This is a genomic window from Lysinibacillus sp. UBA5994, from assembly GCF_002429725.1.
Lineage (GTDB): Bacteria > Bacillota > Bacilli > Bacillales_A > Planococcaceae > Lysinibacillus > Lysinibacillus capsici.
The window spans coordinates 20,412-33,882 of the sequence record NZ_DJAU01000031.1; the positions used below are offsets into that span (position 1 = coordinate 20,412).

General features: G+C 37.8%; 15 protein-coding genes, 1 pseudogene, 1 riboswitch and 1 other annotated feature (1 of these 18 running past the window's edge). Of the genes and pseudogenes, 6 read left to right on the forward strand and 10 right to left on the reverse strand.

The features are described 5' to 3' along the window. Positions 1–19: 19 nt before the first annotated feature. The 5 genes from B3D98_RS10865 to B3D98_RS10885 all read right to left on the reverse strand — a co-directional run bounded on the left by B3D98_RS10865 (position 20) and on the right by B3D98_RS10885 (position 2,961). Positions 20–1,195 (reverse strand): M20 family metallopeptidase, encoded by a 1,176-nt coding sequence (locus B3D98_RS10865; RefSeq protein WP_103117407.1) that lies wholly within the window; start codon positions 1,193–1,195, stop codon positions 20–22. Between the two features lie 163 nt (positions 1,196–1,358). After that, a complete protein-coding gene (locus B3D98_RS10870; RefSeq protein WP_103117406.1) occupies positions 1,359–1,739 on the reverse strand; it encodes a DUF423 domain-containing protein in 381 nt (126 codons plus the stop codon). Positions 1,740–1,765: 26 nt separating this feature from the next. Continuing rightward, positions 1,766–2,032, reverse strand: a complete 267-nt coding sequence (locus B3D98_RS10875; RefSeq protein ID WP_288582960.1) for a YwdI family protein — start codon at positions 2,030–2,032, stop codon at positions 1,766–1,768. After that, positions 2,032–2,208 (reverse strand): uracil-DNA glycosylase, encoded by a 177-nt coding sequence (locus B3D98_RS10880; RefSeq protein WP_288582961.1) that lies wholly within the window; start codon positions 2,206–2,208, stop codon positions 2,032–2,034. The genes B3D98_RS10875 and B3D98_RS10880 overlap by 1 nt, the downstream gene beginning before the upstream one ends. 75 nt (positions 2,209–2,283) lie before the next feature. Continuing rightward, positions 2,284–2,961 (reverse strand): uracil-DNA glycosylase, encoded by a 678-nt coding sequence (locus tag B3D98_RS10885; protein WP_288582963.1) that lies wholly within the window; start codon positions 2,959–2,961, stop codon positions 2,284–2,286. A gap of 175 nt (positions 2,962–3,136) precedes the next feature. Here B3D98_RS10885 and thiD point away from each other — a divergent pair, with 175 nt between their 5' ends. Beyond that, complete coding sequence (gene thiD, locus B3D98_RS10890; protein WP_281216980.1) at positions 3,137–3,967, forward strand: bifunctional hydroxymethylpyrimidine kinase/phosphomethylpyrimidine kinase; 831 nt, start codon at positions 3,137–3,139, stop codon at positions 3,965–3,967. A 45-nt stretch (positions 3,968–4,012) separates the two neighbouring features. On the opposite strand, the gene B3D98_RS10895 is transcribed toward thiD, so the two are convergent. Further along, entirely contained in the window at positions 4,013–4,561 is a 549-nt protein-coding gene (locus B3D98_RS10895) for an acyl-CoA thioesterase (protein ID WP_054548581.1), read from the reverse strand. A gap of 196 nt (positions 4,562–4,757) precedes the next feature. On the opposite strand from B3D98_RS10895, the gene B3D98_RS10900 reads away from it, so the two are divergent. The 3 genes from B3D98_RS10900 to bshB2 all read left to right on the forward strand — a co-directional run bounded on the left by B3D98_RS10900 (position 4,758) and on the right by bshB2 (position 6,653). Next, positions 4,758–5,039 (forward strand): hypothetical protein, encoded by a 282-nt coding sequence (locus B3D98_RS10900; protein WP_048393429.1) that lies wholly within the window; start codon positions 4,758–4,760, stop codon positions 5,037–5,039. A gap of 560 nt (positions 5,040–5,599) precedes the next feature. Beyond that, entirely contained in the window at positions 5,600–5,950 is a 351-nt protein-coding gene (locus tag B3D98_RS10905; protein WP_004225428.1) for a YojF family protein, read from the forward strand. Positions 5,951–5,963: 13 nt separating this feature from the next. Beyond that, on the forward strand, positions 5,964–6,653 hold the full coding sequence (gene bshB2 / locus B3D98_RS10910; RefSeq protein ID WP_048393426.1) for a bacillithiol biosynthesis deacetylase BshB2: 690 nt from the start codon (positions 5,964–5,966) through the stop codon (positions 6,651–6,653). A gap of 41 nt (positions 6,654–6,694) precedes the next feature. Here bshB2 and B3D98_RS10915 read toward each other — a convergent pair whose 3' ends face one another. Further along, positions 6,695–7,438, reverse strand: a complete 744-nt coding sequence (locus B3D98_RS10915; protein ID WP_054549126.1) for a TerC family protein — start codon at positions 7,436–7,438, stop codon at positions 6,695–6,697. A 289-nt stretch (positions 7,439–7,727) separates the two neighbouring features. On the opposite strand from B3D98_RS10915, the gene ilvA reads away from it, so the two are divergent. After that, complete coding sequence (gene ilvA, locus B3D98_RS10920) at positions 7,728–8,990, forward strand: threonine ammonia-lyase IlvA (protein WP_259949396.1); 1,263 nt, start codon at positions 7,728–7,730, stop codon at positions 8,988–8,990. A 519-nt stretch (positions 8,991–9,509) separates the two neighbouring features. Here ilvA and B3D98_RS10925 read toward each other — a convergent pair. The 3 genes and pseudogenes from B3D98_RS10925 to B3D98_RS10935 all read right to left on the reverse strand — a co-directional run bounded on the left by B3D98_RS10925 (position 9,510) and on the right by B3D98_RS10935 (position 12,433). Continuing rightward, a complete protein-coding gene (locus tag B3D98_RS10925) occupies positions 9,510–10,304 on the reverse strand; it encodes an ABC transporter ATP-binding protein (protein WP_288582969.1) in 795 nt (264 codons plus the stop codon). After that, positions 10,297–11,326 (reverse strand): annotated as a pseudogene (locus B3D98_RS10930) (ABC transporter permease). Before B3D98_RS10930 ends, B3D98_RS10925 begins: the two are co-directional and overlap by 8 nt. Before the next feature lie 84 nt (positions 11,327–11,410). Beyond that, positions 11,411–12,433, reverse strand: coding sequence for an ABC transporter substrate-binding protein (locus B3D98_RS10935; protein ID WP_054549123.1), 1,023 nt, complete (start codon positions 12,431–12,433; stop codon positions 11,411–11,413). A 321-nt stretch (positions 12,434–12,754) separates the two neighbouring features. Then, positions 12,755–12,799: riboswitch (PreQ1 riboswitch) on the forward strand. Positions 12,800–12,805: 6 nt separating this feature from the next. Between B3D98_RS10935 and B3D98_RS10940 the strand changes: the two genes are divergently transcribed. Beyond that, positions 12,806–13,288 (forward strand): QueT transporter family protein, encoded by a 483-nt coding sequence (locus B3D98_RS10940; RefSeq protein WP_048393417.1) that lies wholly within the window; start codon positions 12,806–12,808, stop codon positions 13,286–13,288. Between the two features lie 68 nt (positions 13,289–13,356). After that, positions 13,357–13,471: a binding site (T-box leader), on the forward strand (it continues 85 nt past the right edge of the window).

Sequence of the window (13,471 nt, forward strand, 5' to 3'; positions counted from 1 at the left end):
TTTTTATCATTCGCTATGTTCAATTTTCTTTTAAATACGTTAAGGTTGCTTTACCTAAGGTTTTTGCTGCAATTAGCATAGCACGTTCATCAAAATCAAAGCGTGCATGATGATGCGGGTAGGCCGTTTCCCATTCTGGCTTTTTAGCTCCTGTGAAGAAAAATGTGCCTGGTACTTTTTCTAAATAATACGCAAAATCTTCCCCAATCATAAATGGCGGACATGTTATTACTTGATCTACCCCTGGTACAGTCGACGCCAATTGTGCCAAAAACTCGGTTTCTCTCTGATGGTTATAAACAGGTGGATAACCCCTTGTGTAACGATATTCGTAACTTGCCCCAAATGCCAGACAAGTCGCATTTAATACTGCTTCTAACTCTTGTTCCATTTGTATGCGTACTTCTTCTTCAAATGTACGAATTGTCCCCGCTAAAACTACCCGATCAGCTATAACGTTAAACGGATTAATTGCCTCAAAATGACCGATTGTTAAAACAGCTGATTTCAATGGGTCAATTCGTCTTGAAACAAGCTGTTGAGCATTAACGACAAATTGGGAGGCTAGGGTAACTGCATCAATAGAATGATGAGGCTCTGCGCCATGACCACCCTTTCCTTGTACCGTTATTTCTACTTTATCCGCGGCAGCCATGATGGCTCCATCTTTCACTAATATTTCTCCTAATGGTGTAGGTGCCCATAAATGTGTACCAAAAATAACATCTACACCTTCTAAACAACCATCCTCAATCATCGGCTTAGCTCCACCTGGAGCCACTTCCTCTGCATGCTGATGAATAAATACGACATTGCCTTCAATTTGGTCCCTCATCGCATTCAATGCCTTAGCTAGCCCAAGCAATGTAGCTGTATGTCCATCATGTCCACATGCATGCATTTTTCCAGCTATTTTAGATTTGTAAGGTACATCATTTTCTTCTTGAATCGCTAATGCATCGAAGTCAGCTCGTAAAGCCACCGTTTTGCCCGGCTTTCCGCCACGTAATATCGCTACGACACCACGTCCTCCCACTCCTTCCCGAACCACATGACCCAATTCTCTATGAAAAGTAGCTATATAGGATGGCGTTTCGACTTCTTCAAAGGATAATTCAGGGTATTCATGTAAATGGCGACGAATCCCTACCATCTCATTATAGTTAGCATCCAGTAATGTAAATAGTTTTTCCATACTACGTAACCTCACTTTTGGTATTTTCGAAATATTGCAAGTAATATTAGTAGTGTACTATAAATTCTTACAAAATGGATAGGATTTAAATCCCTTTCTTTGAAAGATGACTCATAACAAAGAAAAACCCCCCTACAAATAATGTAAGAGAGTCAGCTTAAAATTAGCGAGCATGCTTGAGAGCAGTTAAAATAATAAGTAGCCATCCAGCTAAAAATAGTACGCCACCAATTGGTGTAATAGCTCCTAATACTTTAATACCACTTATCGCCAGAACATATAAGCTCCCAGAAAAGAAAACAATACCAAGGTTAAAGAAAATACCTGCTAGATTTAATTGTTTCACTTCACCTAATAGTTTAGAGCTCATTAACAGACCAATGATTAGTAATCCTGTAGCGTGAAACATTTGATATTGAACAGCCGTTTCCCAAATACCTTGACTATATTCATCTAAAATTTCCTTTAAAGCATGTGCACCAAATGCACCGAATGCTACTGCTAATAGGCCATGAAGAGCACCTGTCACGATAAATCTTTTCATTTTCGTTACCCTACCTTTAAAATGGATTAAAAATCAAAAATGGAATCGCCATTGGCTCCATCTTCTTCAATCTTTGCTGTATATAAAGTGGATGGTTTTGACTCTGATACAAGCATTTGCGGTACATGCTTATGAGGAGTGATAGATGGTGCATCACTTGAAGAATCTAACACCACATCACATAATGCTCGAATGGCTGTAAGTGCCTCACGAATTTGCTGATCATTTACCGCATTTTTTGCGTAAGATAATTGTTTTTCAAGTTGCTGTATAACGGCTTGATAAGAAATCATTACATTCTCCCACTTTCTACTTTTCGTACGAATTTTAAACAATCTACACCCGAGGATTGCTTCACAACAACGGATGGTATTTGCTTTGTTTTAAAGCCATAAGCTGCACATGCTCGTGGGTTTTGAGGGTCCCAGGTTACTTTAAAAAATTGACACTTAAAACAATTCACCTTCATCAATGTCCCTCACTTTCTTCTATATTAAATGTAACATGATTGCTAAAGCGTATAAAGCAAACGATTTGTGCCAATCTATGCTAAACACCAATCAATCGGCTGCTTGCCCCACTCCACTAATTGTTGATTTATCTTTGAATAAGGTTTACTACCAAAGAATCCTCGATAAGCACTTAATGGACTTGGGTGTGGCGCTTCGAGTATGACATGTGGTGTTTTATATTTTCGGATTAATTGCTTTTTGCGTTGCGCTGGTTTGCCCCACAATACAAAAATTAGTGGTTCTTCCCTTGCAGCTAATAGATCGATAACAGCATCGGTAAATTGCTCCCACCCTCGTTCTTTATGGGAATTCGCTTGTCCTGCTCGAACTGTAAGCACCGTATTTAATAGCATAACACCCTGTTCAGCCCACTTTGTTAGCGTTCCATTTTGAGGAATTGGACAGCCTAAATCATCCTGTAGCTCTTGAAACATATTCCGTAAGCTAGGAGGATGTGGAATACCTGGTTTAACAGAAAAGCTTAGCCCATGCGCTTGATTAGCCCCATGATAAGGGTCTTGTCCCAAAATAACAACCTTCACATCATGATATGCTGTTGTATAGAATGCGTTCATCACATCATTGATTGGTGGATAAATAGTTTGTGTCGAATATTCATTTGCGACAAATTGACGTAGTTTTTTATAATATGGTTTTTCTAATTCTTCTTTGAGTACTTCTTGCCAATCATTCGGGAATACTTGTTTCATCGTTCTTTAAGCCCCTTTCTCTTCTTACAACGGTACAAAAAATTAAAGATGAATTCAAGCATCAGTTGAAACTGACCATATAAAAATATAGTATTCTGGCTATTTTTATAGAATCAGAATCGGACTATACTAGATGTTAATTTTATAACTCTTAACGATAAAGGAGATCCTTTACATGACTCTAAAAAAAACATTAACAATTGCTGGTTCAGATACATCAGGCGGTGCAGGAATGCAAGCTGACCTTAAAACATTCCAAGAGCACGGTACATATGGGATGGTGGCATTAACAGTTGTCGTAACAATGGACCCTAACGGCTGGACACATAACGTCACACCTTTGCCAACTGATTTACTACAAAAACAAATTGACACAGCACTTTCCACAGGAATTGATGCCATTAAGACAGGAATGCTCTCAACAGAAGAAATTATTCGTATTGCTGGAAAGGCTATTGCAAATTCAGGGACTAAAAATGTTGTCATCGATCCTGTTATGGTATGTAAAGGTGACGATGAAGTACTGAATCCAGGTAACACAGATGCCATGATTCAGCATCTTTTACCACTAGCAGCGGTAACAACACCAAACCTTTTTGAAGCTGGACAATTAGCTGGCACAGGTACACCAAAAAACATTGACGACATGAAGATTGCTGCTCGTAAAATCCATGAACTAGGAGCTAAAGCTGTTGTCATAAAAGGTGGAAAAGCCCTAGCTACCGAAAAAGCAATAGACTTATTCTTTGATGGTGAAACATTCTACTTATTAGAATCTGAAAAAGTCGCATCTACAAATAACCACGGTGCAGGCTGTACATTTGCTGCTTCTGTGACAGCCAATCTTGCGAATGGTCTTACTATTAAAGATTCTGTTATTGAAGCAAAAGAGTTTGTATCCGCAGCTATTGCACATGGCTGGGCGTTAAATGAATATGTAGGTCCTGTCATGCATGGAGCGAAATCTCGCTTTGGTGCTCCACACGTAACAGTAACAGAGATATAAGGATGAAAGGGATGTCTCAAAGTCATTTGAGACATCCCTCTTTTTTTACATATAATTCTCCATCATTTCTAGCCGATAATCCCATGGATCATTCATAGATATAAATTGTGCTAATGCTTTACTTTCCTTTTTACGTTCAGCACGCGCCTTCGCTCGTTCTGAAGCTGTTTCATGCAATTTTGTCTCTTCTACTGTTTCAGGTATTACTCGTGGGACCAGTGCTGGTTTGTTATTTTCATCCAATGCCACGAAAGTTAATAATGCAGTCGCTGCCACCTTTCTCTCCCCAGTTTTCAAGTTTTCAGCAATGACTTTAACAAAAACCTCCATAGAAGACCTCCCCGTCCAAGTTACATAGGATTCGAAATAAACCGAATCTGTTGGGCGAATGGGATGTAGGAAATCGACTGAATCAGTTGAGGCTGTAACACAATCTCTTCTGCTATGCTTTGCAGCTGAAATGGAAGCAACTTGATCAATATCGCTCATCAATCGTCCGCCAAATAATGTATTATGATTATTCACATCGTTTGGAAATACACGACTGGTACGCATCACTCTTGATTCCTTACAATATTTAAAGTCCTTATTCACTCTAATTCCCCCTCTAAACGTCTTGTTTATTCCTACTATAATGCTATATTTAAATGGAAAAATCAATGTAATTATTAGAAAATTACAAATACTAAACAATTATTTAATGATGAGTATTTAGCTGATAAAGATTAAAATAGGACAAGATACGTTAATGCCTCATACCCCATATATTAGCTGTATGGGAGGGGAAAAAATGAAAAAAAACAAGGTAGAAGACTTAACGGAAGAATCAGGTTTACTAGCTGGAGAAATCACCTCTTCAAAAGTTGAAGTAATTGCCTCCATCATATTAACACTTGGTTACTCATTATCCACCCTTGCCACAATATTAGCTCTGCAGGAGGAGGAAGAATTGGCACAAGCCAAAACTACTGAAACCCAAGATCAAAATCTTTATATGAAGCAAATGTTTAAACAATTACAAAATGTTAATAATCGTTTAGATACAATAGAACGAAAGCTCAATCGATACTAACAAATACATAGCCTACATTAATTTTTAATAAAAAAAACCGCGACTCTCCGTCATAAAGAGAGTCGCGGTTTTTATTATACTATGATAATGAGCTTCATTTTTCTTCCCTTTTTCACAGCTACCTTGCATAACCTGTTCAAGGAACGTCATCTATTGTACCAAGATAGAATTCATTATTTCTGAAATAATACTACCTTCAACAGGTGGAGCTGTCTACACACACAAATTAGGAAGAAGTCATGGTTGCAATATCTTTTCAGATGTGAAAACGGATACAATGCGAAACGACACAGTTTGTACATATTTATTTTCACACTCCCTATATTGATACATTACAATAATTTTTTCAAGAATATTGCTTAAGAACTTGTCATAGATTTAGAGATGATGATTTATTTCTCTGGATGCTACGATTCATTTTCACACTCTCAAAAATTTGGACCAAATGGCGCTAAGGTTTGTAAATATAAATCATCAATTTTTTTATCAAAGCAATCAATTTCCCTTTGCGAATTTTTTTTACTATACTTAAAGGAGAAATGATCGAGAGGAGTGTTAAGATGCAAGAAGTACAAGTAGAGACGTTGCAAAAATTGCTGAATTCTTTCGCCAACAAAGACGTTTATATTCATCTTGAGACGACAAACGGATCTTATGCAGCACACTATGATGAACAGTTTTTTAATGCAGGTGCTTTTATTCGCAATGCTAAAATTAACTATGAGCTTGCTAAGGTTGTAGATAATGCACCTCATCGTGTGGGTTTAAAATTACCTCATGGCTGGGTTTATGCTCAAGGCATTACACATTTTGAATTAGATGATTTAGGCCGTTTATTAATGGCTGGACTAGACTACTCTGGAAAATTGGCGATTGCGCTTGAAATTAGTGAAACGCCATTTACTTACTAAGGGGGACGACTATTTGAATTTACAACCACAACGTCATATTTTAATTGTGTACCCTCACCCAGATGATGAGGCTTTCTCAGTTGCGGGGACCATCGCCTACTATACAAAGAAAATGAATACACCTGTTACATATGCCTGTTTAACATTAGGCGAAATGGGACGTAATTTAGGTAATCCACCCTTTGCTACACGCGAGTCTTTACCTGAAATCCGTCGTAAGGAATTGGTTGCAGCGGCAGAGGCAATGGGTATTCAAGATTTACGCATGCTTGGTCTACGTGATAAAACAATAGAATTTGAAGATGATGAGAAAATGGTAAAATTAATGGAAGGGCTAATCGAAGAACTAATGCCTTCTTTAATTTTCACATTTTTACCTGGCTTTGCTGTTCACCCAGACCATGAAGCAACAGCACGTGCTGTAATTGAAGCTGTACGTCGTATGCCAAAGGCTGCTCGTCCACAAATATTCGGTTGTGCCTTCGCCAATGATACGATTGAAAAAAATGGTGAACCACATGTGGTCTATGATATTCGGGAAATGCGAATGGACAAATTAAAAGCATTACAAGCCCATGCGTCTCAGACTGGTTGGATGATGCAGGAGACTGAAAAACGTATTGATGACGGCGAACCAATGAGCGAGAGCTGGCTTAATGTTGAAAAGTTCTATATTGTTGACCCAGATAAATATGTAAAATAAATAAAGTACTGTTCTCATTTTTGGAGAACAGTACTTTTTAATTAGGCAGATCTTACTCTCTTCATCATATGCACAATGATCGTGATGAAAAAAGCAATCACTAAGAAAAGGAAGAATAAATAATGAGGGATGTGGATATTGAAAACACTTACTAACATTTTTAAGCCTATGACACCTATAATTATGAAGGCTGTTGCTTCAAGCTCTGGTATTTTTTCAATGATGATTAAAAAAACACCTGCAATCGTCCTCATCATTAATATTCCTAACATCCCTCCAATTAAAAGCACCCAGACCTGATCTGATATCGCAAACGCAGCAAAGATTGAGTCAATTGAAAAAGCAATATCCATTAGCTCAACAGAAATGACAGTTGCCCAAAACGTGCCGAAAAGACGCACCATCCATCCTGACCTCTTTACCTCTTTTACACTATCCTCATTCCCTATGTGAAGGAAATGAGCTACACAAAGCCAACCTAAATACAAAGCACCTAATACTTTAATAAACCAAAATTCTACTAGATAAACACCTATGCCAATAAATAAAAATCTAAAAAAATAGGCACCTAGCATACCATACATTAATGCCCGTTTTCGCTGTTTATCTGGTAAATGTTTCACCAGTACCGCTAATACCAGTGCATTATCTGCCGACAGCAAACCTTCTATAATAATTAATGAGGATATTAGTCCCCAGGAGACAGGGTCCATTAGTACTTCTTGCCACATCGCCAAATCAAAAAACTTCCAATATGTTGATAAAATTCCTTGAATGATTTCCACTACATACCCTCCTACTTGTCCTAAGCTAATCTAGTATATGCTTGACCATTTTTGTTATGAGAGTAGTATTTTTTAGATTTGAAACAACAGATTTTCTCCCCTTAAATTGAGCTAATTCTAGGTCTGAGATATTGCTTCTTTATAAAATAATTAGCTATATCAAGATAAAACGCTTACATCATAAAATAGACACGGAAAATTTAGAATTTACTAAAAATTAATCACAAAAAGCAAATAAAGTGTGCTATCATAGATAAATGTTTTAAACGTATAACGGAGGATGAATACTATGGAAGTTGCTGATACTAGAACCGTGCAAGTGGAGAATGTCCTGATTGCACATCATTTTTTAAAAGATGTAGTTGTGCACACACCACTACAAAAAAACGACTATTTATCCGAGAAATACGGAGCTAATATTTATATTAAACGCGAAGATTTACAGCATGTACGCTCATTCAAGCTTCGTGGTGCCTATTATAAAATTAAAAAAATCGAGGATGAAGCGCGCAATGCTGGGGTTGTCTGTGCAAGTGCAGGCAATCATGCACAAGGTGTAGCTTATGCCTGTGCCCAATTAAAAATTCAAGCAAGCATTTTTATGCCACAAACAACGCCGAAGCAAAAAATAGACCAAGTACGTATGTTTGGACGTGAATATGTGGAAATTATTTTAGCAGGAGATACATTCGATGATTCTGCTGAAAGCGCGTTGAGCTATTGTGAAGAGCATGGTAAAATCTTCATTCATCCATTTGATGATTTTGATGTCATTGCTGGTCAAGGAACGGTAGCGGTAGAAATTATGAATGATATGGAGGAGCCAATCGACTACATATTCGGAAGTATTGGCGGTGGTGGCTTAATGTCAGGCGTGTCTGCCTACATTAAAAATCTCTCTCCTACTAGTAAAATTATTGGTGTGGAGCCTGCTGGTGCTGGTAGTATGAAGGCTGCCTTTGCTGAAGGTGGCGCAGTTGCTCTTGATTGGATTGATAAATTCGTTGATGGTGCTGCAGTAAAATGCGTCGGTCATCATACTTATGATGTTTGTCGTCGCTATTTAGATGATATTGTTCTTGTACCTGAAGGCAAGGTATGTACAACCATTCTAGATCTATATAATAAACATGCGATTATCGCTGAGCCTGCAGGAGCATTATCAGTGGCAGCTCTTGATTTTTATAAAGAAGAAATTAAAGGTAAGTCAGTCGTTGTCATCATCAGTGGTGGGAATAATGACATTGGACGAATGCAGGAGATTAAAGAAAAGTCACTTATACACGAAGGATTACTTTACTACTTCATCGTCAGCTTCCCTCAGCGTGCCGGAGCATTACGTCAATTCCTCACTAGTGTACTTGGACCAAACGATGACATTACTACCTTTGAATATACCAAGAAAAATAATAAAGAAAGTGGCCCTGCACTAGTCGGCATTGAGTTAGGTGATCGTGCTGAATATGAAGGACTACTTGCCCGAATGGATGAATTCGGCTTCAAATACAAAGAAGTAAACAACGATATTCAACTATTTGGCTTACTCGTTTAAAATGAAGAGCCTCACTTCTCTGAAAGTGAGGCTTTTTTATGCGATAAAGTTTATCGATCGTTTAATTTCCCTAAATAAAATTATTCAAACTAGTGCATGAGCGTTTTATATGATGTTGAAAAAACAATATCGTCTGCGGAAAGAGACATTCTGGCAAGGCGAGAGATTGATATCTGTTCCGCCAGCGTCCAGGTGGCGTCTGATGAGCCGCTAAATCCCCTAAAGGGCAACTCCTCTCCAATCAACCCTTTTAAAACTGTTCCTTTATTTTCTATCATACTAACAATGCGGAAAAACGATGTGTGACAACGCCCTTCCATAAAGAGTAGTGAGGACCTTTGCTAAATTAATGTGCTGGATTGGAAGGCTACTAGACTCCCATAAGATAGATCGGCACCCCCCACACATGAAATTAGGGAACCTGCAACGGTCATTCATTTACACTATTCATAAAAACACTATTGATGAAATTTTTTACACTATGAAAAACGCCCATACAAGTGTATGAGCGTTTCGATATTAACCTAATAGAGCACGGTCTGAATTCATTTTTTCCCCACGAATACGTTCAAACTCGGACATTAAATCAGGAATTGTTAATTCATGTTTGCGATCTTCACCAACTTCTAAAATGATTTGGCCTTTGTCCATCATAATAAGACGATTCCCTAAATCTAATGCTTGCTGCATATTGTGCGTTACCATTAATGTCGTTAAATTATCTTTTTCCACTAAATACTTCGTAATACGAGTAATTAACTCTGCACGTGATGGATCAAGTGCAGCCGTATGCTCATCCAGTAATAAAATAGATGGCTTTGTAAAGGTAGCCATTAAGAGCGACAAAGCTTGACGTTCCCCACCTGAAAGTAAGCCTACCTTAGCAGAAAGACGATTCTCAAGATTCAAACCAAGCATCGCTAGCGATTCTTTAAAAAATTCACGACGCTTTTTGTCCACACCATTGCGTAGCCCTCTATGCTTATTTCGAGAGTATGCTAATGCTAGATTTTCTTCAATTGTCATCGTAGGTGCAGTTCCTGCCATTGGGTCCTGGAAGACACGCCCAATGTATTGAGAGCGTTTATATTCAGGCAAACTTGTCACATCATTACCATCAATCATTACTGTACCGAAATCGGGTGTTAAAGCACCTGAAATCATATTCATCATCGTTGATTTACCTGCACCATTACTACCTATAATTGTCACAAAATCACCGGGCTTTAAATGTAGGTTTATCTCCGCAAGTGCAATCTTCTCATCAGGTGTTCCTTCATTAAATACCTTATTAATACCATGTAATTTAAGCAAGGCCATTACCTCCCTGCTCTACTTTTTTTACTTGTGAAAGTTCTGCAGCACGTTTAGCTTTACGTTTACGTTCTTTACTCTTATTTATAAATTGCGGTAAGATCAGCGCCAAAATAACGATGATCGCTGTAATTAATTTCATGTCTCCTGAATCAAGGAAATCTACACGTAATGCTAAAGCTAATATAATACGATAAATGATGGCTCCTGCAATAACTGCAAACGTTGTACGGATAATAGTTTTAGTCCCAAAAATAGCTTCACCAATAATAACGGATGCGAGACCGATCACAATCATACCAATCCCCATACTAACATCAGAGAACTTCGAGTATTGTGCGATTAAAGCTCCAGAAAATGCGACAAGCGCATTGGAAAGACCTAGCCCCAAAATGATAAGTGTATCTGTATTTGCAGAGAAGCTGCGAATCATTCGTTTATTATCACCAGTTGCTCGGATAGCTAGCCCAACCTCTGTCTTTAAGAACCAGTCTGCTATTAACTTAATTAAAATCGTGATGATTAATACAACAATCAGCACACTCCATGTACCTGGTACATGCTGAAAGCCTATGCTTTTTAATAGGTTATTGATAGCATCATCGATCCCTAAATTACTCCAAAAAGATTGAAACTTTGAAAAGATTGTTTCAGAGTTTAGTAGTGGAATATTCGGGCGACCTATCGTATTTTCTGCAGTTAACCCCATGATACGTAGATTAATCGAGTATAAAGCAATCATCATTAAAATTCCTGATAAAAGCGGATTAATCTTTCCTTTCGTGTGAAGAATTCCTGTCATACATCCAGCAATAAATCCAGCAACAATTGCCACTAAAGTCGCTAAGATTGGGTGGTAGCCAAGCAAAACCATTGTTGCTGCAGTTGCCGCCCCTGTTACAAAGCTTCCATCAACCGTTAAATCCGGAAAATCTAACACCCGAAATGTTAAATANNACACCAAGTGCCATAATTGCATAGATGATTCCTTGCTCCACTGCGCCAAATAATGCTAAAAACATCGTTGAATCATCTCCTAAATCTCTTTATTATTTATATCACTTGTAAAATGAAGATAAAGCGGGGATAGTGCACCCCGCTTCGTTTTACTGTTCTAGAATTTCGGCACCCCAAGAATCTTTAATTTCGATGCCTAAATCATCTGCAACTTTTTTATTGATTAATAATTTCAGATTTTGTGGGTATTGTGCTGGTGTATCGGCAGGTGTAGCTTCACCTTTTAAAATTTTCACAGCCATTTGACCTGCTTCATAACCGATATCGAAATATTCAAAACCATAAGCTGCTAAACCGCCACGTGCTACAGAATCTAGTTCTCCTACAATTAATGGTAATTTATTAGTATTGGCAACATCAATTACCGATTCTAATGCAGAAACAACTGTGTTATCAGTAATAATATAGAAAGCGTCTACTTTACCAATTAGAGACTCTGTCGCTTGTTTTACATCCGCTGAAGTAGATGCTGATGCTTCTACCACCGCTAAACCTTGTTCGTCCATAACCTTTTTCACTTCTGAAACTTGTGCAACTGAGTTTTGCTCACCCGCATTGTAGACCATCCCTACTTTTTTCGCACCAAGTTCTTTTAGGAATGCTACAGTTTTAGAAATCGTTTCTGGATGTAAATCGATTGTGCCTGTAATATTTTTCCCTGGCTTCTCCATTGAGTCAATTAGCTGTGCACCAACAGCATCTGTAACAGATGTAAAAATAATTGGAATATCACTTGTTGCTGTTGCAGCGGCTTGTGCAGAAGGTGTAGAGTTTGCAAAAATTAAATCTACGTTTGCACTTACTAGATTGTTAGCAATTGTTGTGTTAAGGCTATTATCTCCCTGTGCAATTTGTGGATCGTAGTCAACTTTTAAACCAGCATCTTCAATTGCTTTTTTAAAGCCTTCCGTTGCTGCGTTTAACGATGGATGCTCAACAATTTGAGTAATCCCGATTTTATATGTTTTATCATCTGCATTTCCGCTCTCACTTGCATTGTTTTTTTCATTTCCTTTTGAATCTGCTGTACCTGAGCCACCGCTACCACAAGCAGCAAGAAGCAACACTAATCCAAAAAGAAGGAATGACAACTTCTTTACATTGCTTTTCACAAATAATCCCCCCGATTATATTCTCGAATATCTATCGCACTTTATCCAAACAAAGTGTGAATGTATCGCTATATTATCGTTATTATCGAGCTCCGTCAACAACATTATGAATGTTCTGACTTTTAAAAGTGACAAAATATTTTAGTTTTTCATTCAATTTGGCGCTTTAAACCGCTAAACTACGCTGTTTTAGTTAATCGATTTCTTTTTTCAACATAGTAAAAAATATTTATGACAATTTTGCGACGATAGGACATTATAGACAAAGTCTGACATTTGACTTCTACTAGATATCTATAATAGAATATTTACTTGTGTGAAAGCACCGTGGTTCGTAACCATCCCACGAAAAAAAACTAAGGAGAAATGAATATGAAGATAAAATTTTTAGCAGCAAGTGGTATCATTGCGGCTCTCTATATAGCTGTAACCATGCTTGTTGCCCCATTTGGTTTTACAGAGGTACAGTTCCGAGTATCTGAGATGTTTAACCATTTAGTGGCCTTTAATCCACGCTTTGCCGTAGGGATTATTATTGGTGTATTGATCTCTAATCTCTTTTCACCACTTGGCATTTACGATTTAGTTTTTGGTGTAGGTCATTCAATGATTACACTTGGCCTGTTTATTTTAATCTGTAAATTTGTCAAAAATATTTGGGCACGTTTAATTATTAATACATTGCTCTTTACATGTACTATGTTTATCATTGCCTTTGAGCTGAACTTGGCTTTAGAGTTGCCATTTTTCTGGACTTGGCTAACAGTCGCGGCGGGTGAATTTGTTGTATTAGCTGTAGGTGCACCGATTATGTATGTATTAAACAAACGCCTTCACTTTAAAAATTTGATTTAACTGACGGATCTTTTTAGATTCGTCTTTTTTCTTGACACTATTCTGAAAATACTCTACAATTCTTTCTAATAAATGCAAGGAAGAAGAGTAGTAGCAAGCATTGTTACTTTTAGAGAGCTGGTGGTTGGTGCAAACCAGTAGTACAGACTTGTGAATGGACTTCAGAGCAGCCTTATCAAATGT